The sequence below is a fragment of the Sphingomonas sp. GCM10030256 genome, from assembly GCF_042666415.1.
Classification (GTDB): Bacteria; Pseudomonadota; Alphaproteobacteria; order Sphingomonadales; family Sphingomonadaceae; genus Sphingomicrobium.
In genome coordinates this window covers 89,999-114,919 of the sequence record NZ_JBHTDI010000001.1, presented here as the reverse complement: position 1 = coordinate 114,919, position 24,921 = coordinate 89,999, and the positions used below count along the sequence as shown (strand labels likewise).

General features: G+C 66.4%; 27 protein-coding genes. 10 read left to right on the top strand and 17 right to left on the bottom strand.

The window, feature by feature from the left end:
* Positions 1-168: 168 nt before the first annotated feature.
* Both ACFQPG_RS00590 and ACFQPG_RS00585 read right to left on the bottom strand, forming a co-directional pair.
* Positions 169-2,586 carry a ligase-associated DNA damage response DEXH box helicase gene (locus ACFQPG_RS00590; protein ID WP_380811655.1) on the bottom strand — a complete coding sequence of 806 codons (2,418 nt, stop codon included), beginning with the start codon at positions 2,584-2,586 and terminating at the stop codon, positions 169-171.
* On the bottom strand, positions 2,583-2,786 hold the full coding sequence (locus ACFQPG_RS00585) for a hypothetical protein (protein WP_380809399.1): 204 nt from the start codon (positions 2,784-2,786) through the stop codon (positions 2,583-2,585). Before ACFQPG_RS00585 ends, ACFQPG_RS00590 begins: the two co-directional genes overlap by 4 nt.
* Positions 2,787-2,844: 58 nt before the next feature.
* On the opposite strand from ACFQPG_RS00585, the gene ACFQPG_RS00580 reads away from it, so the two are divergent.
* Together ACFQPG_RS00580 and ACFQPG_RS00575 are read left to right on the top strand one after the other, a co-directional pair.
* Positions 2,845-3,846 (top strand): ligase-associated DNA damage response exonuclease, encoded by a 1,002-nt coding sequence (locus ACFQPG_RS00580; RefSeq protein ID WP_380809397.1) that lies wholly within the window; start codon positions 2,845-2,847, stop codon positions 3,844-3,846.
* A 131-nt stretch (positions 3,847-3,977) separates the two neighbouring features.
* Positions 3,978-4,229 (top strand): CsbD family protein, encoded by a 252-nt coding sequence (locus tag ACFQPG_RS00575; RefSeq protein WP_380809396.1) that lies wholly within the window; start codon positions 3,978-3,980, stop codon positions 4,227-4,229.
* 98 nt (positions 4,230-4,327) lie between these two features.
* Here ACFQPG_RS00575 and pgmG read toward each other — a convergent pair whose 3' ends face one another.
* Positions 4,328-5,707: a phosphoglucomutase/phosphomannomutase PgmG gene (pgmG, locus tag ACFQPG_RS00570; RefSeq protein WP_380809394.1), complete on the bottom strand. Its 1,380-nt coding sequence runs from the start codon at positions 5,705-5,707 to the stop codon at positions 4,328-4,330.
* Between the two features lie 131 nt (positions 5,708-5,838).
* Positions 5,839-6,627 (bottom strand): division plane positioning ATPase MipZ, encoded by a 789-nt coding sequence (locus tag ACFQPG_RS00565; RefSeq protein ID WP_380811653.1) that lies wholly within the window; start codon positions 6,625-6,627, stop codon positions 5,839-5,841.
* A 61-nt stretch (positions 6,628-6,688) separates the two neighbouring features.
* Here ACFQPG_RS00565 and panC point away from each other — a divergent pair, with 61 nt between their 5' ends.
* Both panC and ACFQPG_RS00555 read left to right on the top strand, forming a co-directional pair.
* Positions 6,689-7,525, top strand: coding sequence for a pantoate--beta-alanine ligase (gene panC, locus ACFQPG_RS00560; RefSeq protein WP_380809393.1), 837 nt, complete (start codon positions 6,689-6,691; stop codon positions 7,523-7,525).
* A 78-nt stretch (positions 7,526-7,603) separates the two neighbouring features.
* On the top strand, positions 7,604-7,903 hold the full coding sequence (locus ACFQPG_RS00555; protein WP_380809391.1) for a hypothetical protein: 300 nt from the start codon (positions 7,604-7,606) through the stop codon (positions 7,901-7,903).
* Here ACFQPG_RS00555 and ACFQPG_RS00550 read toward each other — a convergent pair.
* The 9 genes from ACFQPG_RS00550 to ACFQPG_RS00510 form a co-directional block, all read right to left on the bottom strand.
* Positions 7,891-8,346, bottom strand: a complete 456-nt coding sequence (locus ACFQPG_RS00550; RefSeq protein WP_380809389.1) for a YbgC/FadM family acyl-CoA thioesterase — start codon at positions 8,344-8,346, stop codon at positions 7,891-7,893. The genes ACFQPG_RS00555 and ACFQPG_RS00550 overlap by 13 nt on opposite strands.
* Entirely contained in the window at positions 8,346-9,497 is a 1,152-nt protein-coding gene (locus tag ACFQPG_RS00545; protein WP_380809388.1) for a DUF3089 domain-containing protein, read from the bottom strand. The genes ACFQPG_RS00550 and ACFQPG_RS00545 overlap by 1 nt, the downstream gene beginning before the upstream one ends.
* A gap of 155 nt (positions 9,498-9,652) precedes the next feature.
* The gene (ruvB, locus tag ACFQPG_RS00540; protein ID WP_380809386.1) at positions 9,653-10,693 is read right to left on the bottom strand and encodes a Holliday junction branch migration DNA helicase RuvB; all 1,041 of its coding nucleotides are present in this window, start codon (positions 10,691-10,693) and stop codon (positions 9,653-9,655) included.
* 1 nt (position 10,694) lies between these two features.
* Complete coding sequence (locus tag ACFQPG_RS00535; RefSeq protein WP_380809384.1) at positions 10,695-11,117, bottom strand: GFA family protein; 423 nt, start codon at positions 11,115-11,117, stop codon at positions 10,695-10,697.
* Positions 11,114-11,776 carry an aquaporin gene (locus ACFQPG_RS00530; RefSeq protein ID WP_380809382.1) on the bottom strand — a complete coding sequence of 221 codons (663 nt, stop codon included), beginning with the start codon at positions 11,774-11,776 and terminating at the stop codon, positions 11,114-11,116. The genes ACFQPG_RS00535 and ACFQPG_RS00530 overlap by 4 nt, the downstream gene beginning before the upstream one ends.
* Positions 11,773-12,369, bottom strand: a complete 597-nt coding sequence (gene ruvA, locus ACFQPG_RS00525; protein ID WP_380809381.1) for a Holliday junction branch migration protein RuvA — start codon at positions 12,367-12,369, stop codon at positions 11,773-11,775. The genes ACFQPG_RS00530 and ruvA overlap by 4 nt, the downstream gene beginning before the upstream one ends.
* A 69-nt stretch (positions 12,370-12,438) precedes the next feature.
* Positions 12,439-12,930, bottom strand: coding sequence for a crossover junction endodeoxyribonuclease RuvC (gene ruvC / locus ACFQPG_RS00520; RefSeq protein ID WP_380809379.1), 492 nt, complete (start codon positions 12,928-12,930; stop codon positions 12,439-12,441).
* Between the two features lie 94 nt (positions 12,931-13,024).
* Positions 13,025-13,768, bottom strand: a complete 744-nt coding sequence (locus ACFQPG_RS00515; RefSeq protein WP_380809377.1) for a YebC/PmpR family DNA-binding transcriptional regulator — start codon at positions 13,766-13,768, stop codon at positions 13,025-13,027.
* Between the two features lie 12 nt (positions 13,769-13,780).
* The gene (locus ACFQPG_RS00510; protein ID WP_380809375.1) at positions 13,781-14,023 is read right to left on the bottom strand and encodes a DUF2312 domain-containing protein; all 243 of its coding nucleotides are present in this window, start codon (positions 14,021-14,023) and stop codon (positions 13,781-13,783) included.
* A gap of 135 nt (positions 14,024-14,158) precedes the next feature.
* On the opposite strand from ACFQPG_RS00510, the gene pyk reads away from it, so the two are divergent.
* Positions 14,159-15,619, top strand: a complete 1,461-nt coding sequence (pyk, locus tag ACFQPG_RS00505; protein WP_380809373.1) for a pyruvate kinase — start codon at positions 14,159-14,161, stop codon at positions 15,617-15,619.
* 47 nt (positions 15,620-15,666) lie between these two features.
* Here the strand turns inward: pyk and ACFQPG_RS00500 are convergent, their stop codons facing one another.
* A complete protein-coding gene (locus tag ACFQPG_RS00500) occupies positions 15,667-16,539 on the bottom strand; it encodes an NAD(P)H-hydrate dehydratase (protein ID WP_380809372.1) in 873 nt (290 codons plus the stop codon).
* Positions 16,536-17,345, bottom strand: a complete 810-nt coding sequence (locus tag ACFQPG_RS00495; protein ID WP_380809370.1) for a histidine phosphatase family protein — start codon at positions 17,343-17,345, stop codon at positions 16,536-16,538. The genes ACFQPG_RS00500 and ACFQPG_RS00495 overlap by 4 nt, the downstream gene beginning before the upstream one ends.
* A gap of 103 nt (positions 17,346-17,448) precedes the next feature.
* On the opposite strand from ACFQPG_RS00495, the gene ACFQPG_RS00490 reads away from it, so the two are divergent.
* On the top strand, positions 17,449-17,889 hold the full coding sequence (locus ACFQPG_RS00490) for a putative quinol monooxygenase (protein WP_380809368.1): 441 nt from the start codon (positions 17,449-17,451) through the stop codon (positions 17,887-17,889).
* Between the two features lie 29 nt (positions 17,890-17,918).
* Here ACFQPG_RS00490 and ACFQPG_RS00485 read toward each other — a convergent pair whose 3' ends face one another.
* Together ACFQPG_RS00485 and glf are read right to left on the bottom strand one after the other, a co-directional pair.
* On the bottom strand, positions 17,919-19,061 hold the full coding sequence (locus tag ACFQPG_RS00485) for a hypothetical protein (RefSeq protein ID WP_380809367.1): 1,143 nt from the start codon (positions 19,059-19,061) through the stop codon (positions 17,919-17,921).
* Between the two features lie 73 nt (positions 19,062-19,134).
* On the bottom strand, positions 19,135-21,504 hold the full coding sequence (gene glf / locus ACFQPG_RS00480; RefSeq protein ID WP_380811651.1) for a UDP-galactopyranose mutase: 2,370 nt from the start codon (positions 21,502-21,504) through the stop codon (positions 19,135-19,137).
* Positions 21,505-21,709: 205 nt separating this feature from the next.
* Here glf and ACFQPG_RS00475 point away from each other — a divergent pair, with 205 nt between their 5' ends.
* From ACFQPG_RS00475 to pgl, 4 genes are all read left to right on the top strand, one after another.
* On the top strand, positions 21,710-23,236 hold the full coding sequence (locus ACFQPG_RS00475; RefSeq protein ID WP_380809366.1) for an acyl-CoA carboxylase subunit beta: 1,527 nt from the start codon (positions 21,710-21,712) through the stop codon (positions 23,234-23,236).
* A 19-nt stretch (positions 23,237-23,255) separates the two neighbouring features.
* A complete protein-coding gene (locus ACFQPG_RS00470) occupies positions 23,256-23,465 on the top strand; it encodes a hypothetical protein (protein ID WP_380809364.1) in 210 nt (69 codons plus the stop codon).
* A 6-nt stretch (positions 23,466-23,471) separates the two neighbouring features.
* Positions 23,472-23,891, top strand: coding sequence for a methylmalonyl-CoA epimerase (gene mce, locus ACFQPG_RS00465; protein ID WP_380809362.1), 420 nt, complete (start codon positions 23,472-23,474; stop codon positions 23,889-23,891).
* Between the two features lie 99 nt (positions 23,892-23,990).
* Complete coding sequence (gene pgl, locus ACFQPG_RS00460) at positions 23,991-24,692, top strand: 6-phosphogluconolactonase (RefSeq protein WP_380809360.1); 702 nt, start codon at positions 23,991-23,993, stop codon at positions 24,690-24,692.
* Positions 24,693-24,921: the final 229 nt, after the last annotated feature.

Below are 24,921 nucleotides of genomic sequence, written 5' to 3'. Positions count from 1 at the left end.
CCGTTCTCTCTGCCGCAAGATTGCTCGCATGTGAACCGAGTCCCGTAACCCTGTCCGTGTGCCCTGAGCGTGGCGAAGGGCCTGTCGTCCTTCTCTCCTGCAGCGAAGGCAGGGGCAGTGCTTCGATGGGCTCCAGCACATACGGTTCTTGGTCGGGCGGCAGGTCTCTTAGTCCAACCGCATCGCTTCTTCGGCGAGTGCCTCCGCTTCGATCAGCAGGCTGTCCTCGGCAGCGCCACCGCTGGGAAGTGCCTCCCGCCCGACGATCACCATCAGCGGGACGGCCATTGGCGTGACCCTGGGGGCGGGCACGTGGACCATCTGGTCCGCGGCGCGCTCGACCAATCTGGCGAGGCGGCCGAGCTCGGTCATGCGGGCGCGGGCGTCATCCCAAGCGGCCTTCATCAGCAGATGCTCGGGTTCGTACTTGCGCAGCACGTCATAAATGAGGTCGGTGGAGAAGCTGACCTGCTTGCCCGTCTTGCGCTTGCCCGGATGTTGCCGTTCGACCAGCCCGCCGATCACCGCAACCTCCCGGAAGGCGCGCTTGAGCAGCATCGATTGCTCGACCCATTCGACGAACTCGGCCTCGAGGATGTCCGGGGAGAGCAATGGCGCCGGATCGTCGATCGGCTCGAGCCCATAAACGGCGATGGCATAATCGTTGGCGACGAATCCCAACGGCTTGAGGCCTGCTTTCTCCATCCGTTTCGTGATCAGCATGCCGAGCGACTGATGGGCGTTCCAGCCTTCGAAGCTGTACATCACCATGTAGTGGCGCTTCTCGAAGGGGAAGGTCTCCACCAGCAGCTCGTCCGGCTGCGGCAGCTTCGAGCGGCGCTGCTGGACTTCGAGCCATTCCCGAACGTCGTCGGGGAAGCGGTGCCACTCATCCGGCGAGGCGAGAAAGGCGCGGACCCGATCGGCAAGGTGCGTGGTCATACTCATGCGCTGGCCGCCGTAGGTGACCAGGCGAGCCTCCTTGGCCGAGGCGCGGACGAGGATGTCGCTGTCCTTGAAGCGCTCGACCTCCAGGCTGAGGCCGGCGAAGAAGATGTGGTCGCCGACGGTAAGGGTCGAGGCGAAGCCTTCCTCCACCCGGCCCAGCATGCGTCCGTTCTTGAAGCGGATATCCATCATCGGATTGTCGACGATGATCCCGGCATTCATCCGGTGCTGCTGAGCGACGGCGGGCTGGGTAATCCGCCAGCGGCCGGGGCCGTCGGGGGTCAGGCGGCGGAACTTGTCGTAGGCCTTGAGTGCATAGCCGCCGGTGGCGATGTAGTTGATAACCTGGTGGTAGACCTCTTCGGTCAGGCCGGCATATGGCGCTGCGGAGCGGAGTTCGGCGAGCAGCTTCGTTTCTTCGAACGGAGCCGCGCAGGCACAGGCAAGGATATGCTGGGCGAGCGTGTCGAGCGTGCCCGGCCGAAAGATCTCCGGATCGAGTTCGCCAGCGTCGATCGCGTCGAGGGCGGCGCGGGCTTCGAGATATTCGAAGCGGTTGCCGGGGACGATCTCGCCCTCGCTAGGCTCATCCAGGCGGTGGTTGGCGCGGCCGATCCGCTGGAGCAGGCGCGAGCTGCCCTTAGGCGCTCCCATCTGAATCACCAGCTCGACATTGCCCCAGTCGATTCCGAGGTCGAGGCTGGAGGTGCAGACCAGGGCACGGAGCCGACCATCCGCCATCGCCGCCTCGACCTTGCGGCGCGCCTCCAGCGCCAGGCTGCCGTGGTGGACTCCGATCGGCAGCGCCTTGTCGTTCACCTTCCACAGGTCCTGGAAGATCAGCTCGCAAAGGCTTCGGGTGTTGCAGAAGACGAGCGTCGTCTTGTGCCGCTCGATCTCCTCCATGACCTGCTTTGCGGCGTAACGGCCGGAGTGGCCGGACCAGGGAACGCGGCCCTCGGGGATCATGATCGACAGGTTGGGCTCCGCGCCGGGGTCCCCGATGACGAGGTCGACCAGCTGCTCGTCCGCGTCGGGTGCGAGCCAGTGGCGGTAGGCATCGGGATCGGACACGGTGGCGGAGAGGCCGACGCGGCGCAGCGCCGGGGCGATCGCCTGCAGGCGGGCCAGCGAGAGGCTGAGCAGGTCGCCGCGCTTGTCCCGGGCGAAGGCGTGGATTTCGTCGATCACCACCGCCTTCAGGCCCGCGAATAGGGTGAAACTGTCGGGATAGCTGAGCAGCAGGCTCAGTGATTCCGGTGTGGTCAGCAGGATCTGCGGTGGGCGGACGCGCTGGCGAGCCTTGCGGTCCGAAGGAGTGTCGCCGCTGCGGGTCTCCACCCGGATCGGCAGGCCCATCTCTTCCATCGGGCCAAGCAGGTTGCGCTGGACGTCCACTCCCAGCGCCTTGAGCGGGGAGATGTAGAGGGTGTGCAGGCCCTCCGCGGACTTTTCCGCCAGCTCGCAGATGGTCGGCAGGAAACCTGCGAGCGTCTTGCCCGCGCCGGTGGCCGCGATCAGCAGCGCGCTGCGCCCGGCGCGGGCACGCTCCAGCATCTGAAGCTGGTGCCGCCGGGGCTGCCAGTCGCGCGCGGCGAACCACCGCGCGACCGGCTCCGGCAGGTCAGGCCCGCTCAGAGGCCGCTGCCGGGCTCATTCTCGTGAGCCTCCTGCTCCTTCTGGTAGAGCCGCCGGGTGCCTTCCTCCGTCTCGCGCTGGTTCATTTCCGCCCCGCGCTTCTTCGAGCGGAGGACCGCCCAGGCGATCACTGCCAGCAGCAGGAGGGGCCCGATGATCGTCACCAGGCTCCAATAATTGACGTCGCTGCCTTCGGCCATGTGCTCGGCTCCCGTTTCGTCGGCGGAACCATCCCGCCATTCACCCCTTAAGTGCGCGATGGCCCGTCTCGGTTCCTGGATCGAGCCTTTTCCCGAAGGCATTTATGTGCGCCCGGCTGATGCGTGGATCGACCCCTCCCAGCCCAAGGAACGGGCGCTGGTCACCCACGGCCATGCCGACCATGCCCGCGGCGGGCACGGCACGGTGTGGGCGACGCCGGACACCCTCAGCATCATGGGCGTGCGCTACGGCGACCAGAACGGCTGCCCGGTTGAATATGGCCAGAGCGTCACCGTCGGTGAGGTCGAGATCAGCTTCGTGCCTGCTGGGCATGTGCTGGGATCGGCGCAGATCATCCTCGACTGGAACGGAGAGCGGGTGGTGGTGTCGGGCGACTACAAGCGCCGCGAGGACCCGACCTGCGCCCAGTTCGTGCCGGTGCCGTGCGACATCTTCATCACCGAGGCGACCTTTGGCCTTCCCGTGTTCCGCCACCCCGACACTGGCGGGGAGATCGACCGGCTTCTGGGCCGCTTGCACGACAATCCCGAACGATGCGTACTGGTCGGTGCCTACGCGCTCGGCAAGGCGCAGCGGGTAGTGGCTGAGGCCAGGCGGCGCGGCCATGAGGAGCCGATCTATTATCACGGCGCGATGGAGCGGCTGTGCCTGCTTTATGAGGAGCTGGGCGTGCCGCTGGGCGAGCTCAGGCCGGCGACCGGCGCCTCCAAGGCGGAGCTTCAGGGCAAGCTGATCATCTGCCCGCCGTCCGCGCTCAACGACCGCTGGTCGCGGCGGCTCCCGGACCCAATCACCGCGATGGCGTCAGGCTGGATGCGGATCCGCCAGCGGGCGCGGCAGAAGAATGTCGAGCTGCCGCTGATCATTTCCGACCATGCCGACTGGGACGAACTGATCGACACCATCCGCGAAGTCGCGCCCAAGGAAGTATGGATCACCCACGGCCGCGAGGATGCCCTGATGCACTGGTGCATGCTCCATCAGATCAAGGCGCGGGAGCTGAACCTGGTTGGCTATGAGGACGACGAGGAGGAGTGAGCGCGCGGGAAATCCAGGGTGGCGGGAGGTGAATGTTCACAATTCCGACATGAGCTCCAGCGGCGCATGATGGCACAGAAGCCGTGCTCCGGGCGTTGCGCACCCGAACATCAATGTCACGGAGCACGACCATGAACATCGACACGCTTGCGGGTGAAGGCACTCAGATCAAGGGGCGGTTCAAGTCGTCGCTGGGCGATGCGACGGGCGATCCGGCGCTGCAGCAGGACGGCGCAGTGGATCAGGTTTCAGGCGGCGTGCGCAAGGGCGTGGGCGCCGTGCGCGACTTCGCGCGGCGGCAGCCGGTCGCCACGGCGGCTGCAGCCGCCCTGTTCGGCTTCGGGCTGCTGAAGAGCCTGCGCGGGCGTGGTGCGCGCATCTAACTGATTGTGCCGGTGGAGGGGCAAAGGCCCCTTCGCCAACTCGCTGCGCAGCAAGAGACTCAAGAAGGCGGACCCCGGCTCATGGCCGGGGTGACGCTTCAGTGTGCGGCTTCGGTGCGCTTGATGCCCGACGCTGCCAGTTGTTCGTCGATCTCAGCGATCAGCCGCTGCAGCCCGGCTTCGTCCTGTGCTTCGGCCCGGGCGACGAGGACGTCCTGGGTGTTGGAGGCGCGGAGCAGCCACCAGCCGTCGCCGTTCATGACGCGCGCACCGTCGGTGGCATCGACCTTTGCGCCGGTCTGCTTCAGCCGGTCGAGCACCTCGTCGAGGATCGCGAACTTGCGCGCTTCGTCCACGGGAAAACGCATTTCGGGCGTAGCGACGCTGGTCGGCATCGCATCGCGCAGCTCGGTCAAGGTCTTGCCGGACTGGCTCACCGCCTCGATCAGGCGGACGGCGGCGTAAAGGGCATCGTCGAAGCCGTACCAGCGGTGCTTGAAGAAGATGTGGCCGCTCATCTCGCCGGCAAGGGGGGCGTGGGTTTCCTTCATCTTGGACTTGATCAGGCTGTGGCCAGTCTTCCACATCAGCGGCTTGCCGCCGAGCTCGGCGATCCGGTCAAACAGGGTCTGGCTGGCCTTGACGTCGGCGATGATGGTCGCGCCGGGCTTGGCCTTGAGCACCGGCTCGGCCAGGATCGAGAGCAACTGGTCGCCCCAGATTACCCGCCCGCGGCCGTCCACCGCGCCGATGCGGTCGCCGTCGCCGTCGAAGGCAATGCCGAAGTCGAGCTGCTTGTCAGCGACAAGACGCTTCAGGTCTTCGAGGTTCTTCTCGACCGTGGGGTCGGGGTGGTGGTTGGGGAAGCGGCCGTCGACGTCGGTGTAGAGCGTGTGGTGTTCGCCCGGCAGCTTCGCGATCAGCTTCTCGAGGGCAGGGCCAGCGGCGCCGTTGCCGGCGTCCCAGCCGATCCGGAAGCTGCCGCCCTGGAAGTCCTGCACCAGCCGGTCGACGTAGCGATCGAGGATGTCGACCTCGGTCACTTGTCCCTGGCCTTCGCTCCAGCGGCCCTCGGTCGCGCGCAGGCCCAGGCTCTTGATCTCCTCGCCGAACACCGAGCGGTTGGGGAGCAGCATCTTGAAGCCGTTATAGTCTGCCGGATTGTGACTGCCGGTGATCTGGATGCCACCGTCCACGTCGAGCTCCGCCACCGCGTAATAGAGCATCGGCGAGGGGCCCTGGCCGACGCGAACCACGTCGATCCCGCCCTCGGTGAGACCGCGGACCAGCGCTTCTTCCATCATTGGTGAATGTTCGCGCCCGTCGCGGCCGACGGCGAGGCGCTTGACGCCCTCGTCACCGGCATGAGCGGCGAAGGTCCGGCCGAGCGCGAAGGCGTCCTGGTCAGAGAGGGTGGAGCCGACGACCCCGCGGATGTCATATTCGCGGAGGATGGAGGGGTGGAAGCTGTGGGTCATTACGGGGCCGAACGTAGCAGGATGAGGTTTGTTTCTCCACGACATTGCAAGGAGCACAGCGACGAAGCAATCCAGTGCTCTTTAAACGTGAACTGGATTGCTTCGCTGCGCTCGCAATAACGAAGAGGGATTCAGGCTGCCCGCGCTTCTTCGGTCCCTGGCACCGCCAGCCCGGCGATCATCTCGCGCAATTCCTGGCGGGCTGCGATGTGGCCGATGCCGACGTCGCTCATCTGCTTGAGGTCGAGCAGGGTCAGGCCCTTGGGGAACAGCTCGCGGTAGATGACGCGCTCGCCGAGGCCGGGGATGACTCGAAAACCGACGCGGCGGGCAAGTTCGTCCATCGCCGCGCCGACGCGCTGCTGGTTGTGGGACTGGATGTGCTGGAGGCGGTTGCGAAGGACGACCCAGTCCACGCTGCGACCGGTGGTCTTGGCGCGCTGGGTGCGGCTGTTCCAGACCAGTTCGGCATAGAAGCTGGGGCGGGTGATCTTGAAATTCTCGGGATGGACCTGGCCGATCAGGTCGAGGTCCACGAAGCTGTCGTTCATCGGGGTGACCAAAGTGTCGGCCTTGAGAATGGCGGCGCGCGCGACCGGATCGTCGCGGCCCGGCGTGTCGATCACCAGCACGTCGCAGTGCTGGGCAAGCTCGGCGATGGCGGCGTCCAGCGCCTCCTCGATCTGGTCGTCCAGCACCTTGAACACTGGCTGCGGAAGGTCGGAGCCGGTGCGGCGCATGGTTGCGGCGCGGTTCTCAAGGTAGCGGGTGGTGGTGCGCTGGCGATGGTCGAGGTCGAGCGCGCCGACCCGGTGGCCAGACGCGGCCAGGGCAACGGCGGTATGGACCGCCGTGGTCGACTTGCCGGTGCCGCCCTTTTCATTGGCGAAGACGATGAAGTGCGGTTGAGTCACTTGGATTTTCCCCCGGTGCGGGCCAAAGCACCTTCCCGAACAGCGGTTTATCGAAGGGGCGGGGGCCGTGCAAACAATCCGTGACATGGCCGACCTGCCTGCCGTGCTTCGGGCGGTGCGTGGCGGCGGTGCAACGCTGGCGCTGGTACCGACCATGGGGGCCCTGCATGCCGGGCACATGGCGCTGGTCGCCGAGGCGCGGGCCCGGGCGGACAAGGTCGCCGCGACCATCTTCGTCAACCCGCTGCAGTTCGGCGCGGGCGAGGATCTTGGCCGTTATCCGCGGCAGGAAGCGGAGGATGCGGCGATGCTGGAGGCGGCGGGCTGCGACCTGCTGTGGCTGCCGACGCCAGGGCAGCTGTATCCGCACGGGTTCGCGACCACGGTCAGCGTGGCTGGGGTGAGCGAGCGCTGGGACGGAGCGGCGCGGCCAGGGCACTTCGCGGGCGTGGCGACGGTGGTCGCCAAGTTGCTGCTGGCGGTGCGGCCGGACGTAGCGCTGTTTGGGGAAAAGGATTTCCAGCAGCTGGCGGTGATCCGGCGGATGGTCGCCGACCTCGGGCTCGGTCCGGAAATCGTTGGCGTGCCGACGGTGCGCGACGTCGATGGTTTGGCGCTGTCTTCGCGCAACATCTACCTGACCGCTGAGGAGCGCCATCGGGCGCTGGCATTGCCGCGGGGGTTGCAGGACTCGGCCGAAGCGATCCGCGCCGGGCAGCACGTTGCGACGGTGCTGGATCAGGCGGAGCTTGCACTCCGCGACGCGGGGTTCGAGCGGATTGATTATCTGGCGCTGGTCGATGCCGCGACGCTGGAGCCGCTGAATGCGCCGGCCGGCGAGATGCGGCTGATCGCTGCGGCGACCATCGGGACGACCCGCCTGATCGACAATATTCCGGTCTGAGAGAACATGGTTTGCGGCCGTTAACCATTTCGTAGGCGAATCAGGCCGAACCTGCCCTCAACAACAAGGGGGTGTGACATGGCAATCAGTGAAAAAGCGGCGGATTTCCTGCTTCGGAGCCGGCTTGCGGACGCGGAAGGCGGGGACGTGGACGCCTTGTTCGAGCTTGGGGTGACCTATTCGACCGGGCGCGGAGGCCGGTCGGTGGACCTCATCGAAGCGCACAAATGGTTCAATCTCGCGGCGCTCAACGGCTGCACCCGCGGTCAGCAGTGCCGGGCGGAGATCAGCGTCGAGATGACCGCTCGCGAGATCGCCGAGGCACAGAAGCAGGCGCGGGCATGGCTCGGCATGGGCCAGCAGCGCTACGCCGCCTGACGGATCCGCTCGAACCGCTTGACCCAGTCGCGAGGCTGGCGGGTGGGACGGCCGTCGAGCGTAAGGAAGGCGGCCGTGACCCGTGCCTCGGTTAGCTGCTCCGCACCGCGGAACACGCGCTGGCGGATGAGCACGGAGGCGGCGCGGACCTGCTCCACGGTTGAGCGGATGACCAGGTCGTCGCCGAGCCGGGCTGGGCGCAGGTAGCGGATGTTAGCTTCGGCCACCGCGTAGACGCCGTCGCCGGCAGCCAGCGCCGCGCGCTGATCGACACCGACCGCCCGCAGCATGTCGGACCGGGCGCGCTCCATGAACTTCAGGTAATTGGCATAATAGACGATGCCGGCAGTGTCGGTGTCCTCGAAATAGACGGTCAGCGCGAAGCGGTGCTCCGGTCCGACGAAGCCGCCGCGATACGGCTGGTCGAGATCGTCCCGCCCCATCAGCGCCGGGCCGCTCGGGCAGCCGAGCCGCCGGGAGCGATCTCCTCCACCAGCCGCACCAGATCCCCCTGCGGCGCATTCATGTCGGCGAGGTGCATGCCCCAGCCCGGCAGGAAGAACGCGCCGAGCGGAGTGGCGGTCCCGACTTCGCCCCCAATCCGGTCGGTTCGCTTGTCGAAGGGATCGGCGTTCACGCGGACCTCGAGATAGCCACGCTGGCCTTCGTTGACGCAGCGGGCGGAGACCAGTCCGTCGGTGCGCACGTAGGGCGCTGGCGGAGCGCCTTGCGCCGACCAGGCGATCGGCCCTCCAGGCACCGGCTGAGTCGAGCGGGCGAACCAGTAGCTGTCGAGCTTCTCCCAGCCTCGGCTGCCGGGGCGGGCCGGATTGACGCAGCCGACCGTCATCCCGGGCGCGGGGGCATGGCCGAACACGGCGCCCTCCGGCGGCGGGTTGCGGGTGCGGTAGCTGACATAGCTGACGATGCACCCGGTCTGGCCGGGGCGGCTGCACAGGGGCGTGGACTTGAAGGTTCCGCCGACCAGCTTGCCTTGCGGGACGAGGACGTTGAAGCCGGGAATGATGGCAAGGCGCATCTGGCGCGCGACCGGAGTGCTTTCGATATCGCGCTTGATCAGCTCCTGCAGCAGCCAGCTTCCCTGGCTGTGGCCGACAAGGACGAACGGGCGCCCGTTGTTGCGGGTCGCCAGATAGTTGCGGAACGCGGCGCGGACGTCGCCGAACGCGGTGTTGAAGGCCGGGCGAATGTCGCCGCCAGTGGCCGCGGCGGCGACCGCGGCGGTGGTCATCTGCCGGTAGACTGGCGCAAAGGTGCGGCACACGCCGGCAAAGCGGGCGAACTGCGACCGCGCCGCGCCGCGTTCCTCGTTTGCACGGAGGTCGCTGTTCAGGCCGCGATCGCGGGATACGGTGGGGTAGACATAGAAACAGTCGAGCGCTGGGGCCTTGGCTACGGGGCTGAGGCCGTTTGAGCCATAACCGTTGGGGTTGAGCGCTGCAGTCGCGAGCGGGGTCGAGCAGGAATCCGACCGGCCAGGCAAGCAGAGCCAGGTAGACTCGCTGGTGTAGTTGGGGGCTGCGGGGGCGGGCTGAGCCCATCCTGGTGATGCGCCAAGAGCCAAGGCTCCCATCAACCCGCTCCTGAGGAGCCGCTGAGCTCGTCGAAGCGGCGTCTCGAAGGACTTGGCGGGTGCTTCGAGACGAGCCTTGCCCTGACGGTCTCTTCGATCCGACACGCGTCGCGTGCTCAACCTCTCCTCAGCATGAGCGGGTTGGGTGTCCATGCTCACTTCACTCCGTTGCCGTCGAACAGGCCGGTCTGCGCACCAGCGGGTGGGTTGAGGCCGAGGTGGGTCCAGCCGCGACCATTGAGACAGCGCCCGCGTGCGGTGCGGGCGATGAGGCCGAGCTGAATGAGATAAGGCTCGATCACGTCCTCGATCGTGTCGCGCGGTTCGCTGAGGCCGGCGGCGAGCGTCTCAACACCGACCGGACCGCCGCCGTAGAGATCGGCGATCATCAGGAGATAGCGGCGATCCATCGCGTCGAGGCCGAGGGCGTCGATCTCCAACCGGGAGAGGGCGCGGTCGGCTGTCACGGCATCGATCAGGTCATTGCCACCAGCGTGGGCGAAATCGCGCACCCGGCGGAGCAGGCGGCCGGCGATACGCGGAGTTCCGCGGCTGCGGCGAGCGATCTCGTGCGCGCCATCCTCGGCAAGGTCGGCCCCGAGCAGGCGGGCGGCGCGGCGGACGACCTGCTGAAGCTCGTCAACCGTGTAGAAATTGAGGCGGACCGGAATGCCGAAGCGGTCGCGCAGCGGGGTGGTGAGCAGACCCTGGCGGGTGGTCGCGCCGACCAGGGTGAAGCGCGGCAGGTCGATCCGGACCGAGCGGGCGGATGGCCCTTCGCCGATCATCAGGTCGAGCGCGCGGTCTTCCATGGCCGGGTAGAGCACTTCCTCGACCGCGGGATTGAGGCGGTGGATCTCGTCGATGAACAGGACGTCGCCGTCCTCGAGGTTGGTGAGGAGGGCGGCGAGGTCGCCCGACTTGGCGATCACCGGGCCGGACGTGGCGCGGAACCCGACACCCATCTCGCGGGCGACGATCTGGGCGAGGGTGGTCTTGCCCAAGCCGGGCGGCCCGAAGAACAGGACATGGTCGAGGGCCTCACCACGGCTCTTCGCGGCGGAGATGAACACGCGCAGGTTCTCGCGGGCGCCCTTCTGGCCGACGAACTCGTCGAGGCTCTTGGGGCGCAGCGCGGCGTCGGCGTCCTCGGCGGTGCGCTCCGGCGTGGTCAGGCGAGCAGGATCAGTGGCCATTTCAGTCGTGTTCGACGCCTTCGCCCGAAATCTCAACCCATGAGTGTTTGCGCTCTTCCCACACGGAGAAGTTCGGCGCGGCAAAGAACGGATCGTCGAACGCGCCGAGCGGGATGGCGACAAAGCCGGCAACTTCCGCGTGCACGGATCGACCTCCATTCACATAGTAGACGTCAGAACCGCATTCCGCGCAGAAGTGGAAAGTCGCCCAGTTGCCGCTGTCGGATGTCTGTTTGAAGAACTTCGAGCAGCCTTCAACCACGACCTGCTCCGAGGGCCAGCGCGCTTGCACCGCGAACGCGCTGCCGCTCCGTTTCTTGCAATTGAGACAATGGCAGACGGACACACGCACCGGCTCGCCGGCCACGGTGGCGCGAAGCTGGCCGCAACGGCAGGTGGCGGTGCGCGTGCGGCTGGTCATCATGCGTCCTCCACAAACAGCCAACGGGCGGTGAACGCGCCCACAGCCGCACCGACCGATTGGGCAAGGATGAAGCCGGGAGCGTCGGCCGGAGCGATGCCGGAAAAAGTGTCGGTCAGGCTTCGGGCTACTGTGATGGCCGGATTGGCGAAGCTGGTCGAAGCGGTAAACCAGTAGGCGGCGACGATGTAGCTGGCGATTACGCCGGCAGCGGCGGGTACCTCTTTTCCGGCGACGCCGAACACCGCAAGGACGAGGCCGAACGTGGCGATGAATTCGGCCAGCCACTGGCCGGGTCCGGAGCGCAGGTGGGTGGCGGCCTGGACGAGCGGCAGGTCGAACATCGCGTGCGTGGCGAGGACGGCGATCAGACCTCCCGCGAGCTGTGCCGCGACATTGGTCATCGCGTCCCCGGCCGGAAGGCGGCGGCGGAGGGCGAGGGCGAGTGTTACCGCGGGGTTGAACTGCGCTCCCGACACGGGCGCGAAGAGGGTGATCAGCGCGAACAAGGCACCGCCGGTGGCCAGGCTGTTGGCCAACAGGGCAAGCGCTACATTTCCGCCGGAGAGCCGCTCCGCCATGATCCCGGAGCCGATCACGGTTGCGAACAGGAAGAAGGTGCCGATCGCTTCGCCGCCCAAGCGGCGTGAGGAGGCGGTCACTTCGCCGCCTTGCGGAGCGCCAGCCTTACCAACGCGTCGAGCGTTGCGTCCGGGCCAAGGTCTTCGCTGGCGGCCGTCACCGCTGCGCTGGCTTCGGCAGGTTTGAAGCCGAGGTTGGCAAGGGCGGAGAGCGCGTCCTGGGCGGCGCCTCCTTTCGGGGTGGGTGTGCCGACCGTACCGGCAAGCCCGGGAGTGCCGAGCTTGCCTTGCAGTTCCATCGCGATGCGCCCGGCGAGCTTGGGGCCGACGCCGTTTGCACGCGCGATCATCGCCTTGTCGCCGGTGCCGACGGCACGGGCGAGCTCTTCGGGGCCGAGGACCGAGAGGATGGCGAGGGCGACGCGGCCGCCGACGCCTTGGACGCTGGTGAGTTGGCGGAATGCCTCACGCTCGCCGGCAGAGCCGAAGGCAAACAGCGTCATGCTGTCTTCGCGGACCTGGAGCTCGGTGAGGAGGGTGACCAAACCGCCGACCGGGCCGAGGGCGTCGAGGGTGCGGGTGCTGGCGAGGACCAGGTAGCCGACGCCGTTCACATCGACGACGGCGCTGTCTGCGGTGGTTTCGGCGAGGGTTCCGGCGAGGCGCGCGATCATTTCGAGCCCACCCTATCCGTTCGTGTCGAGCGAAGTCGAGACACGTTCTCCCCGGCCAGCGTCCCTCGACTACGCTCGGGACGAACGGGAGAGGGTGGCCAGGTGATGCGCGTGGGTAATCGCCACCGCCAGCGCGTCCGCGGCGTCGGGTCCCGCGATCTTCGCCCCGGGCAGCAGGCGCGAGACCATGGCGTGGACCTGGTCCTTGGACGCGCCACCGGTGCCGACCACCGCCTTCTTGACCAAGGTCGGGGCATATTCGCCAACGTCGAGCCCAGCGCGGGCAGCGCACATCAGGGCGACCCCGCGGGCATGGGCGAGCTTGAGCGTCGAGGCCGGGTTCTGGTTGACGAACACTTCTTCCGCCGCGGCGGCCTCGGGGCGATGTTCGGCGATGATCGCTTCAAGTGCCTCGGCCAACTCCCCAAGCCGCCGCGCCAGCGGGTCACCGGAGCGGGTCTTGATCTGCCCGTTGGCGAGATGGCTCAGGCGATTGCCTTCCGCGCGGATCAGCCCCCAGCCCGTGCAAGTCAATGACGGATCGAGGCCAAGGATCAGCATTCGCCCCGCGTCCTTGGGAACGGAGGGGTCATGCGCGAAGAGGCTTCACCCCTCCGCCGCTTCGCGGCACCTCCCCCAAGGGGGAGGGGAGGGTTCAACCCAGCTTCTCCATCACCGCGTCGCTGATTTCGTAATTGCCCCACACGGTCTGGACGTCGTCGTCGTCCTCCAGCGTGTCGATCAGCTTCATCAGCCGGGTGGCGTCCTCCTCGGCGACGTCGACTGGGGTCTGCGGGCGCCAGGCGAGCTTGGTGCTGTCCGGTTCGCCGAGGGTCGCTTCGAGCGCCTTGGCGACTTCGTGCAAGGCGTCGACGCTGGTCCAGATCTGGTGGCCGTCCTCGTCGCTTTCGACATCGTCGGCGCCAGCCTCGATCGCGGCTTCCAGAACCGTGTCGGCGTCACCGGCGGTCGCCGGATATTCAATCAGGCCCATCCGCTCGAAGCCGTGGCTGACCGAGCCGGAGGCGCCTAGGTTGCCGCCATTCTTGCTGAAGGCGGTGCGGACGTTGGTGGCGGTGCGGTTACGGTTGTCGGAGAGTGCTTCGACGATCAGCGACACGCCGCCCGGGCCGAAGCCCTCGTAGCGGATCTCCTCGTAATTCTCGGCATCGCTGGAGCTCGCCTTGTCGATCGAGCGCTGGATGTTGTCCTTGGGCATCGACTGCGCCTTGGCGGCGAGCACGGCGGCACGCAGCCGGGCGTTCATGTCCGGATCGGGCAGGCCCATCTTGGCCGCGACAGTGATCTCGCGGCTCAACTTGGAAAACATCGCCGAGCGCTTCTTATCCTGAGCGCCCTTGCGGTGCATGATGTTCTTGAATTTGGAATGGCCAGCCATGGGGCGGACTCCTTAGTGCAGCCCGAGCGCGTTGCGGTAGGTTTCGAGCAGCGCGTCCGCTTCGTCGCGGGCGTGCTTCTCCATCTTCCGGAGGCGGACGACGGCCCGCATCGTCTTGGTGTCGTAGCCGTTGGCCTTGGCCTCCGCGTAGACGTCCTTGACGTCGTCGGCGACGCCCTTCTTCTCTTCCTCGAGCCGTTCGATGCGTTCGATGAACAGCCGCAGCTGATCCGCTGCGACGTTGCCGTCTGCCATTGATAGTCCCCGCTTGTGCAAAAATGTGCCGGCGGGCCTTAGGCGAGCGGGACGGCCCGCTCAAGCCGGTTGAACCGCGGCGGCAGAAGGCTATGGCACCCCCCAAGGCGCGTAGTGGCCAGGTGGGAGAAGGTAGTGGCGGTTTCGGTGGGCCCGCGCGGGCGCAAGGTCAGGATCCTGGCGACCCTGGGGCCGGCCAGCGACTCGGCGGAGATGATCGGCAAGCTGATTCGCGCTGGCGCCGACGCCTTCCGGATCAACATGAGTCATGGCGATCAGGGCGCCAAGGTCCGGCTGGTGGAGACGATCCGGGGCTTCGAGGCGGAACTGCAGCGGCCCACCACCATCCTGTTCGATCTCCAGGGGCCCAAGCTGAGGGTCGGCCGCTTTGCCGAGGGAAGTGTCGCCATCGACACCGGCGGCCGCTTCGTGCTCGACCGGTCGGAGGAGCTGGGCGACACGAGCAGGGTCGAGCTGCCGCATCCCGAGCTGTTCTTGGTGGTCAGCGAGGGCCATCGGCTGCTGATTGACGACGGCAAGATCAGACTCCGGGTCACGGCCGTGCTGCCCGAGCGGATCGAAACGATCGTCGAGGTCGGCGGGCGGATCAGCGACAACAAGGGCGTCAACGTGCCCGACGTGGTGGTGCCGATCCCGGCGCTGACGGAGAAGGATCGCTCCGACCTGCAGTTCGCCCTCGAGCAGGGGGCCGATTACATCGCGCTTTCCTTTGTGCAGCGGCCCGAGGATGTCGAGGAAGCGCGCGAGCTGATCGGCGCCAAGGCAGCGCTGATGGTCAAGATCGAGAAGCCGGCCGCGATCGACCGGCTGGAGGAAATCCTCGCCCTAGCCGATGCGGTGATGGTGGCGCGCGGCGACCTTGGCGTCGAGCTGCCGCCGGAAGCGGTCCCTCCGTTGCAGAAGAGAATCGTGGCCCGGGCGCGGGAACTCGGCAAGCCGGTGGTGGTCGCGACCCAGATGCTGGAGACGATGATCACCTCGCAGACTCCGACCCGGGCCGAGGTGAGCGACGTCGCCAACGCCATCTACGATGGGGCCGACGCGGTGATGCTGTCCGCGGAGAGCGCGGCGGGCGACTATCCGTGCGAGGCGGTGACGATGATGGACCGGATAGGCCGGACCGTTGAAGCCGATCCGGGTTACAAAAGCCGGGTCCACTTCACCGCTACGCCGGCCGAGCCGACCACCGCCGACGCGCTGGCGGAAAGCGCCGGGCTCATCTCCAACACCGTGCCGATGTCAGCGATGGTCTGCTACACCAGCAGCGGTTCGACGGCCCGCCGGATCGCCCGCGAGCGCGGACCCGTGCCGCTGCTGGTGATGACCGCAAGCCGCAAGGTCGCACGCCGTATGGGGCTGGTGTGGGGCGTGCACGCGGTCAACACCCGGGACGTCGCGAGCTTCGAGGAGATGGTCGGCAAGGCCAAGCGCATGGCGCTGCGGCACAAGCTGGCCTCCGGTGGCGAGCAAATCATCATCATGGCCGGAATTCCGTTCGGCACCAGCGGATCAACCAATGTGATCCATGTAGCCCGGCTGCTGGGGGACGAGCTGGACGAGTCGTCGGGGGTTTGATCCTTCGGTCCTACAATCCTTCGAGACGAAGGCCGTCTCGAAGATCGTCACGAGGCCTCCAGCAGGCCCGGAATTTCACCCGGAATTTCCCGCGCGAGATAGCCGAGGGTACCGACCTTCTCGCCCAGCCGGCGGCCCGCCTCGCCGTGACCCCAGACACCCCACAGAAGCGCGGTCAGCGGGTCGGCTCCGCGGGCGAGCAGGCCGCCGACAATCCCGGCAAGCGTGTCGCCGCTGCCCGACACGCCGAGCCCCGGACCTCCGCCGTGGTACAGGAAAGCGGCGCCGTCAGGCGCGACGACGTGGCTTTGCACACCCTTGACCAGGGTGACGGCATCAAAGCGCTCGGCACAGGCCCGTCCGGCAGCGAGGGGATCGCGCTCGACTTCGTCCTCATCGCACTCGAGCAACGCCGCCAGCTCGCCCGAGTGGGGCAGGAGAATCGGCGGATGGGCGGCTCGTTTCGCGTCCTTCTCGCGCTTCGGCAGAATGCGTAGCAGTGCCGCATCCAGCGCGAGCGGCTTGCCGAGCTTCAGCAGCCCGGCCGTCAGCTCGGCGCAGCCATCGTTGCCGTACAGTCCAGGGCCCGCGACAATCGCGTCCGCCTTGCCAGCCCGCTCCACCAAGGGCGCGGTGGCTTCGGCCGCGAAGCCGCCGTTGCCGTCCTCGACATGGCCGACGACCATGGCCTCGGGCATCGCCATGCCAAGGTGCGGAGCGATGCTTCCGACGGTGGCGATCTGCAGCCGCCCGGCCCCGGCCCGCATCGCCGAGGTTGCGCACAGCAAGGCGGCGCCGCTGACATCGCGGCTGCCCGCGATGATCAGGATGGAGCCGCGGTCGTCCTTGTCGCCCGATCCGATCCGCGGCAATGGATGCCTGTCGAGCGTGCCCCGGTCGAGCGGGGTGACGTTCGTCATCGCGTGGCGACCACCGCGTCCGGTTCGGAGGTGATCGGCGCATTCTCCTCCACCAGCGGGGCGGCGTGGTTCCACACCGACAGCTTGGGCGCGCATTCCAGCTCGTGCGGCTGGAAGTCGAAGGCGCAGATGCCGCAATTGAGCACGTCCGCCTGCTTGTCGATGCTGAGGATCTGCGCTTCGTCCAGCTCTTCCAGGATGTAGCGCATGCACAGCACCACCACCTGATGGCAGACGATCAGCACCCGGCGGTCGGGGTAGTGTAGGTTGATGCTGTTCATCGCCGAGCGGAGGCGGAGGATGACGTCCGCCCAGCTCTCTCCGCCGGGCGGCCGGTGGTAGAATTTGCCCAGCCGGTTGCGGTGCGCGGCCTCGTCCGGGAAGCGCTCGCGGATGCCGAGCGTGGTCAGGCCGTCGAACACGCCGAATTCCCGCTCGCGCAGCCGCTCGTCGATCACGGTGCGGGCCTTGCCTCCGGCTAGTCCCCCGGCTTCGCAGATGTGCCGGGCCGTCTGTCGTGCCCGCAGATAGGGCGAGGACATGATGACCTCCGGCTTCCGGTCCTCGGGCAGTGCCGCGAACCAGCGCCCGGCCGCCTCCGCCTGGCGGTGGCCGAGGTCGGACAAGGGCACGTCCACGTCGCGGATCTCGATCCCGATGGTGGCGAGCCCGTGCAGGTCGGCATGGTCCCGCGCGACGTTGCCCTGGCTCTGCCCGTGCCGCACCAGCCACAGCCGCTCGGGCCAATGCGGGCGGGGTTCCTTCTGCTCGCTCAACTCCGTCTCCTCATAGGCAGGAGAAAGCATGAGCGGCGGGTTGGGTCCAACGAGAGGGGAGGTCTGCTTTCAACCATTGCGGACATAGCGCTGCCACCGTGTGCGAGCCGCACTTGTCGATTGCGTGAGCCAGATGGGCAGCTACATGGCGCTGGTGAGCATTGACCGAAGAACGTTTGTTGTAGGAGCCGCCTCTGCGGCTGCTGCTTGCGCTACTCCAACGACACGGATTGCGAAGGTTCAAGACATGTATGGCCTAATCGGCAAAATGATCGCGCAGCCGGGAAAGCGCGACGAGCTTGTTCAGATCCTGCTCCACGGCGTGGCGGGCATGCCCGGTTGTCTTAGCTACATCATCGCCAACGACCCTGCTGATCCAAACCTAATCTGGATCACCGAGGCTTGGACAAGCAAGGACGCTCACGAGGCATCGCTCTCCCTACCTTCCGTAAAACAGGCAATCACGAAAGGTCGTCCACTTATTGCCGCTATGTCAGCCGTGGCCCAAACGTCACCTGTCGGAGGGTATGGTCTGACCTCCGGCCAAGGTGCCATGTCCGAAACCCTCCCATAGTAGACGCCAGCTTCACTCGGCGGCCGTCGTTAACGGGCCGCTGGTTCGCGCGTCAGGTGTTCGAACAGCTGTTTCTGACGCTGCATTTCTCCCAGCATCGGCTCATGTACCTGCCGCTCGCCGTACCGGTCGGCATCGCCGAACAGGCCGACTTCGCAGTGGCGGCCGTTGTCCCAGCCCGCATAGTCGGTGATCGGGTAAAGGCAGACAGCGCCGATCGGGACGCCGGCCTTCATTGCGGCGCGGACCTCGTCGCAGACATAGTGGAGCCAGGCAGGACGGCCGCTGCCTTCCGCGCCGGTTTCGGAGATGAATAGCGGCTTGTTGTAGCGCTCCCACACCTCGACTAGCATGTCGCGCATGGGGCGATATTCATGATGGCCCATGGGGATGGTGGGGCCCTCATAATACCATTGATTGTGCGGGTAGAAGTTGAGGCCGATGGCATCGACCATCTCCGGATGACCGCCGAGTTCCGGCTCCTGCAGGCCCATGAGCATGTCGTAGGCTTCGAACTGCGAGCGGCGCATGCGGCCGGCCTCGCGCCGCTGCACAGACGAGCGGTTGTGCGGTGCGACGTGGATCAGCGGCTCGGCCCAGTAAAAGCGCCGGCCGGGACAGACGTCCTCCATCGCTTCCGCAGCGGCGATGGCAGCGCGAACCAGCCGGCGCTTCATCCAGCCGATCGGATGATCGTCGCCCAGTTCGGGAGGAAAATAGCCGACCTCCAGCGCCCAGGTGAAGAAGCTGATCTCGTTCAGGGGCACGGCGCGGATCGGCTTGCCGGTATGCTGAAGATGCTTCTCCGCCACAGCCGCGGCATAGGCAGCGTAGGCCGGAATGAAGTCGTCCGAGCGTGGGTCGTGGAAGTCGGGATAGCCGTAGTGGAAGATGTCCCAGATGACCTCGATGCCGACATCCGCGGCAGCGTCAACCATCGGCAGCCAGCTCGAGAAGTCGAACTGGCCAGGCTGCTGTTCGATCAGGTGCCAGCGCAAGCCGTCGCGCACAGCGGCAAAGCCGAGCGCGGCGCAGCGCTGATAATCTAGGGCGGCAAAGCGGTCGTGCCGCGTCGCCCGCAGCAGATCGAGCCGGACCCCGTCCAGCCGGCGGTGGGACGAGCATTCGAAGCCCGCCATCCAGAAGCTGGGAAAAAGCGGTTCGGTCGTCACGAGCGAACTCTTGCCGTTACCGAAACGATTTCACAAGCGGCCGCGACCCGGGGCCTCGGCCGCTGCCGAAGGGTCAGACGGCGACCCGCATTCCCGAGCCGTCGAGCAGGTCGCTGCGGACCCGGTCCATGCGCCGGAAGGTGGCGAGCGCCTGGCCGACGATCTGGTCCATGTTGTAGTAGCGGTAGGTCGCCAGACGGCCAACGAAGGTCACGCCGGACGTGGAGTCGGCCAGCGCTTCATACTTCTTGAACAGCGCCTGGTTCTCCGGTCGCGGGATTGGGTAATAGGGATCACCCTCGGCCGCGGGATATTCCAGCGTGATGCTGGTCTTCGGATGCTTCTGCCCGGTCAGGTGCTTATACTCGCTGATCCGCGTGTAGGGGATGTCCTCGCTCGGATAATTGACGGTCCCGACTTCCTGGAACTGCTCCTTGTCGATCGTTGAATGGACGAAGCGGAGCGAGCGGTATGGCAGCTTGCCGAACTTCCAGTCGAAATATTCGTCGATCGGGCCGGTGTAGACGATGTGCGCCGCATCCACCTCGTCGCGGACGTCGCGGAAGTCGGTTCCGAGCGACTTGTCGATCAGCGGGTGGTCGAGCATCCGCTCGAACATCCGGGTGTAGCCCTCTAGCGGCATGATCTGGTGGATATCGGTGAAGTAGCGATCGTCCGTGTTGGTCCGCGTCGGAATGCGGGCGGTGACCAGCTTGTCGAGCTCCGACGGATCGAGGCCCCACTGCTTGCGGGTGTAGCCGCGGAAGAACAGCTCGTAGAGCTCGCGGCCGACGGCGTTGATCACCACGTCTTCCGAAGTATGGATGTTGGCCACCGGCTCGGCGCGCGCCGCCAGGAAGGCCGCGGCATCCTCGTCGGTCTTGAGACCGGCGTTGAACAGCTTGTTCAGCGTGGTCCGGTTGATCGGGATCGGCACGAGCTGGTCGCGGACGTGCGCCAGGACACGGTGCTCGTACGGCCGCCACTGCGTGAACTGCGACAGGTAGCTGACGATCTCGTCACTGTTGGCGTGGAAGATGTGCGGGCCGTACTTGTGGTACAGGATGCCGCTCGCATCCAGCTCGTCATAGGCATTGCCGGCGATGTGATCGCGCTTGTCGATCATCAGCACGCGGGCGCCATGCTGCGTGGCGAGGCGTTCGGCCAGTACCGAGCCGGCAAAGCCGCAGCCGACCACCAGATAGTCGTACTTCTTCGCCTTGGGGATGTGGGTAAAGTGGCCCGCGCCGAAAGCGGGGCGTTCGATCTTGCTGGCCGGCTCGACGACCTGGTCGATCAGCGCCGCCATGCGCGCATGGGTGGTGTCCCAGCTCATGTCGGCCAGCGCCAGGTCGACCTCGGCCAGCCAGTCGCCGTCGGAGCGGGCCAGTTCCAGCGCTCGATCGCATGCCTCGACGAACTGCTCCGGGGTGCCGGCGATCTGCACCCCGGACAGCTTCTCGTAGTGGCGCTTCACGTCCTTGATGGGCGTGGATACGACCGGACGGCCGGCGGCGAGATATTCGGGCGTCTTGGTCGGCGAGATGAAGCGGGTCGCCTCGTTGATGGCGAACGGCATCATCGCGACGTCCCAGTTCGCCAGATAAGCGGGCAGCTCGTCGTACGACTTGCCGCCCGGGTAGTGGATGTTAGGGCGGCGGGGAAGCTCGTCCTCGCCGATCTTCACCACCGGGCCGACCATCACGATCTGCCAGTCGGGCCGGGCGTCGGCCACTGCGGCGAGCAGGTCGAGGTCGATCCGCTCGTCGATCACGCCGTAGAAGCCGAAACGGGGACGAGCGATGGCGGTCTGGTCGGCCGGGTCGGCGATCCCGGTCCGGGCCTTGCCGAAGTGGTGACGGTCGACGGAGGAGGGGAAGGGGTGGACGTTACCGTGCCTTTTCTTCTTCGCCTCATAAAGAGAATAGCCGCCTGTGAATACGACGTCCGCAGCCTCCAGCAGCTCCGATTCCAGTTCCAGCAGCTCCTGGGGGGCGAAGCGGAAGGCGGACAGCTCGTCCATGCAGTCGTAGACGGTCGCGACCGCATCGAGATGCCGCGAGAAGGGCAGCATCATCGGCGTGTAATACCAGCGGATCAGCTTGCCGGGCAGGGTGGCCGCGTAATTGTCGAGCAGGCCCCTCAGGACAGTCCGCTGCGCTTCGACGTCCAGCCCTTCGGGCAGGCGTGGCGTGACGACCGTCAGGTTGGGCATGTTCTTCGCGGGGCGAGCGTCGAGGGACGGACCTTCGCCGGGAGCAGCCGGGATCGGCTCCTCCCAGACCACGACCGGCATCGCCTTGGCGAAGCGGCTCATCAGGTGCTGCGGGCGCTGGAACACGAATTCCCACCGCAGGTGCGAGAAACAGACAAGGGTAGTCTTGCTCGACGATGCCGGCGCCGGAACGCTACCTTCACCACGGACACCGACGTTGTCGAACATGCTCAATAGCCCCAAAAAATAGATACGATTACGGGGGAACAATGAAGGGCCGATTCGGGTTCCCGAACACTAACCCATGATATGCATTTTTATGCTGCGGTGCGGTAAAATTGCTGTGCCGCACAAGCGACCGACCGCCCCTGCGAGTGGCTATGGAAGGGACGGTGATTGACGCCGCTGGCCGGATGTCGGAACAGCCCGGGCCATGACCACCACGATTGCGGAACTGGAACGGCGGCGCGAGGCCGCTCGGCTAGGCGGCGGGCAGCGGCGGATCGACGCGCAGCACGCCAAGGGGCGGCTGACGGCGCGGGAGCGCCTGTCCGTGCTGCTGGACGAGGGCAGCTTCGAGGAAGTCGACACCTTCGTCGAACATAATGCGACCGAGTTCGGGATGGGGGAGCAGAAGATCCCCGGCGACGGCGTGGTCACCGGATCGGGCACGATCAACGGCCGGCTGGTGTTCGTGTTCGCGCAGGACTTCACCGTGTTCGGCGGTTCGCTGTCGGAGCGCCACGCGCAGAAGATCTGCAAGGTGATGGACGCGGCGATGAAGGTCGGCGCCCCGGTGATCGGCCTCAACGACAGCGGCGGCGCCCGTATCCAGGAGGGCGTGGCGTCGCTCGCTGGGTACGCCGAGGTGTTCCAGCGCAACGTCAACGCCTCGGGCGTCATCCCGCAGATCAGCCTGATCATGGGGCCGTGTGCGGGCGGCGCGGTCTATTCCCCGGCGATGACCGACTTCATCTTCATGGTGAAGGATTCTTCCTACATGTTCGTCACTGGCCCTGAGGTGGTGAAGACCGTCACCAACGAGGTGGTGACCCAGGAGGAGCTGGGCGGCGCTGTGACGCATACGTCCAAGTCGGGCGTGGCCGACGTGGCGTTCGAGAATGACATCGACGCGCTGCTGGCGGCGCGCGAGTTCTTCGACTTCCTGCCGCTATCCAACCGCGAGAGCGTGCCGCAGCGGCCGACGGAGGATCCATGGAACCGGGTCGAGGATAGTCTGGACACGCTGATCCCGCCGTCCGCGAACCAGCCCTACGACATGCACGAATTGATCCGGAAGGTGGCGGACGAGGGCGACTTCTTCGAGATCCAGCCGAACCATGCCGGCAACATAATAATCGGCTTCTGCCGGATCGAGGGCCGCACGGTCGGCGTGGTGGCCAACCAGCCGATGGTGCTGGCGGGGGTGCTCGACATCAACTCGTCGAAGAAGGCGGCGCGGTTCGTCCGCTTCTGCGACGCGTTCGAGATCCCGATCCTGACCTTTGTCGATGTGCCGGGCTTCCTGCCGGGGGTGGGGCAGGAGCATAACGGCATCATCAAGCATGGCGCGAAACTGCTGTTCGCTTATGCTGAGGCGACGGTGCCCAAGATCACGGTGATCACCCGCAAGGCTTATGGCGGCGCCTATGACGTGATGGCGTCCAAGCATCTGCGCGGGGATCTCAACTACGCCTGGCCGACCGCCGAGATCGCGGTGATGGGCGCCAAGGGAGCGGTCGAGATCATCTTCCGGGGCAAGACGGCGGATGAGATCGCCGAGCGCACCGCCGAATATGAAGAGCGCTTCGCCAATCCGTTCGTGGCGGCGAGTATGGGCTTTATCGACGAGGTGATCATGCCGCACTCGACACGGCGGCGGGTCGCGCTGGGGTTACGCAAGCTGCGAGGGAAGCAGCTGGAGAACCCGTGGAAAAAGCATGACAATATCCCGTTGTAGTTAAGTTCAGGAGGCCGCGATGGAGAAGATCGCAGTAGGCATTCTTGTTGTCATTGTGCTGGTCGTCATCGACGGAGGAATTTCGCAGCTGCCGTGGCCGGTCCTACTCGTCGGAAGCGCATTAATTGCGTGGCTCTTTTACAAGAAGGACATGGAAGCGTACGACCGCCATCGCGAGAATGCACTGCGTCGAGAAGAGCAGGAACGTCTTGATCGGGAGTTGGACTAGACACGTATGAAACTCGGGCGTCTCAACCACATCGGCGTGGCGACGCCCTCGATCGAGCAGTCGGTGGCACTCTACCGCGAGCGGATGGGCGCGACGCAGATCGGCGAGCCGTTCGACCTGCCGGCGCAGGGCGTGCGGGTGTGCTTTGTCGATGCGCCGAACACGCAGGTGGAGCTGATCGAGCCGCTTGGGCCGGAATCGCCGATTGCGAAGTTCCTCGAGAAGAACCCGGAGGGCGGGCAGCATCATGTCTGCTTCGAGGTTCCGGACATCGGTGACGCCGTGGCCTGGTTCAAGGGCAAGGGCGTGCGCGTGCTGGGCGAGCCGCGGATTGGGGCGCACGGGACGCCGATCGTGTTCCTGCACCCGAAGGACATGGGCGGTGTGCTGACCGAGATCATGGAAAGCCCGCGCCAGGCGCATTGAGCGGCGACATGGCGAGCGCTGCGTCCGACTGGCCGTGCGACGCATTTACATTCCGCCAGCTTGGCGCGATGGGCCAGCCTTCGCACAAAGGACAGCAGCATGATCGAAGCCGAGTGGTGGGACTATGACAGCGCCGAGGAGATGGCCGACGCGGTCGCCGGCGATGTCGGGTTCATCGTCGAAAGCGCGGTCGAGGCCCGCAACGCGGCGCTGATCGCGCTGCCGGGCGGAACCACGCCCGCGCCCATCCTGCCCAAGCTCGCCTCGGCCAAGCTGCCGTGGAAGCGGGTGACTGTTATCCCGACCGATGACCGGCTGGTCAGCGTCGAAAGCGAGCAGTCCAACATCCGGGCGATCGCAAAGACCTTTCTTCCGGTGGGCGCGCGGGTGATCCCGATCGCGACGGAGAATGCCGACTATCGCCTGGCCGGCAATGCCGCCGATGCCCGGTTGCAGGACCTGCCCTGGCCACCGGACCTCGTCTGGCTCGGCATGGGCAAGGACGGGCATACCGCCTCGATCTTCGCCGGGCCCGACCTGCAGGCCGCGCTCGATGCGCCCAAGGCTCGCCGGGCCGTTGGCGTTATGCCGGATCCGCTGCCGGCCGATGCGCCGGTCGCGCGCGTGACCCTGACCCGGGCCGCAATCCTGTCCGCCCGGACGGTGCTGATCACCATCCGCGGCGATGCCAAGCGCGCGCTGCTGGAGCATGCCATCGCCGACGGCCACAGCAGCAAGCTGCCCATCGGCCGCGTGCTGGCCGAGGCCGAGCAGCCGATTGACATTCATTGGTGTCCCTGAGCCTCATCTTCGTTCGCGGTGACGAGCGTGCCCGGACTCGCATAGAGGCGCAGAGACGCGGTGCGTGTGTTCGGGTAACCCCGGCAGTTCGTTCACGCGGCTAGTGCTTGCTTGCCGCGTGAAAGCCGGCATTTCTCAACCTGGTTAGTTCCCGGGGTGCCCGCAGCAGGCGGCTCCACCTCTGCGTCTCTGCGTCTCTGCCTGAACCAGCCTCGACCTCCCGGCAAAA

Excerpts from the sequence above, each read along its gene's own strand:
- ACFQPG_RS00585 (WP_380809399.1), bottom strand. The coding sequence starts at position 2,786 with ATGGCCGAAGGCAGCGACGTCAATTATTGGAGCCTGGTGACGATCATC.
- ACFQPG_RS00580 (WP_380809397.1), top strand. The coding sequence starts at position 2,845 with ATGGCCCGTCTCGGTTCCTGGATCGAGCCTTTTCCCGAAGGCATTTAT.
- ACFQPG_RS00575 (WP_380809396.1), top strand. The coding sequence starts at position 3,978 with ATGAACATCGACACGCTTGCGGGTGAAGGCACTCAGATCAAGGGGCGG.
- pgmG (WP_380809394.1), bottom strand. The coding sequence starts at position 5,707 with ATGACCCACAGCTTCCACCCCTCCATCCTCCGCGAATATGACATCCGC.
- ACFQPG_RS00555 (WP_380809391.1), top strand. The coding sequence starts at position 7,604 with ATGGCAATCAGTGAAAAAGCGGCGGATTTCCTGCTTCGGAGCCGGCTT.
- ACFQPG_RS00550 (WP_380809389.1), bottom strand. The coding sequence starts at position 8,346 with ATGGGGCGGGACGATCTCGACCAGCCGTATCGCGGCGGCTTCGTCGGA.
- ACFQPG_RS00545 (WP_380809388.1), bottom strand. The coding sequence starts at position 9,497 with ATGGGAGCCTTGGCTCTTGGCGCATCACCAGGATGGGCTCAGCCCGCC.
- ruvB (WP_380809386.1), bottom strand. The coding sequence starts at position 10,693 with ATGGCCACTGATCCTGCTCGCCTGACCACGCCGGAGCGCACCGCCGAG.
- ACFQPG_RS00535 (WP_380809384.1), bottom strand. The coding sequence starts at position 11,117 with ATGATGACCAGCCGCACGCGCACCGCCACCTGCCGTTGCGGCCAGCTT.
- ruvA (WP_380809381.1), bottom strand. The coding sequence starts at position 12,369 with ATGATCGCGCGCCTCGCCGGAACCCTCGCCGAAACCACCGCAGACAGC.
- ruvC (WP_380809379.1), bottom strand. The coding sequence starts at position 12,930 with ATGCTGATCCTTGGCCTCGATCCGTCATTGACTTGCACGGGCTGGGGG.
- ACFQPG_RS00515 (WP_380809377.1), bottom strand. The coding sequence starts at position 13,768 with ATGGCTGGCCATTCCAAATTCAAGAACATCATGCACCGCAAGGGCGCT.
- ACFQPG_RS00510 (WP_380809375.1), bottom strand. The coding sequence starts at position 14,023 with ATGGCAGACGGCAACGTCGCAGCGGATCAGCTGCGGCTGTTCATCGAA.
- ACFQPG_RS00500 (WP_380809372.1), bottom strand. The coding sequence starts at position 16,539 with ATGACGAACGTCACCCCGCTCGACCGGGGCACGCTCGACAGGCATCCA.
- ACFQPG_RS00495 (WP_380809370.1), bottom strand. The coding sequence starts at position 17,345 with ATGCTTTCTCCTGCCTATGAGGAGACGGAGTTGAGCGAGCAGAAGGAA.
- ACFQPG_RS00490 (WP_380809368.1), top strand. The coding sequence starts at position 17,449 with ATGGGCAGCTACATGGCGCTGGTGAGCATTGACCGAAGAACGTTTGTT.
- glf (WP_380811651.1), bottom strand. The coding sequence starts at position 21,504 with ATGTTCGACAACGTCGGTGTCCGTGGTGAAGGTAGCGTTCCGGCGCCG.
- ACFQPG_RS00475 (WP_380809366.1), top strand. The coding sequence starts at position 21,710 with ATGACCACCACGATTGCGGAACTGGAACGGCGGCGCGAGGCCGCTCGG.
- ACFQPG_RS00470 (WP_380809364.1), top strand. The coding sequence starts at position 23,256 with ATGGAGAAGATCGCAGTAGGCATTCTTGTTGTCATTGTGCTGGTCGTC.
- mce (WP_380809362.1), top strand. The coding sequence starts at position 23,472 with ATGAAACTCGGGCGTCTCAACCACATCGGCGTGGCGACGCCCTCGATC.
- pgl (WP_380809360.1), top strand. The coding sequence starts at position 23,991 with ATGATCGAAGCCGAGTGGTGGGACTATGACAGCGCCGAGGAGATGGCC.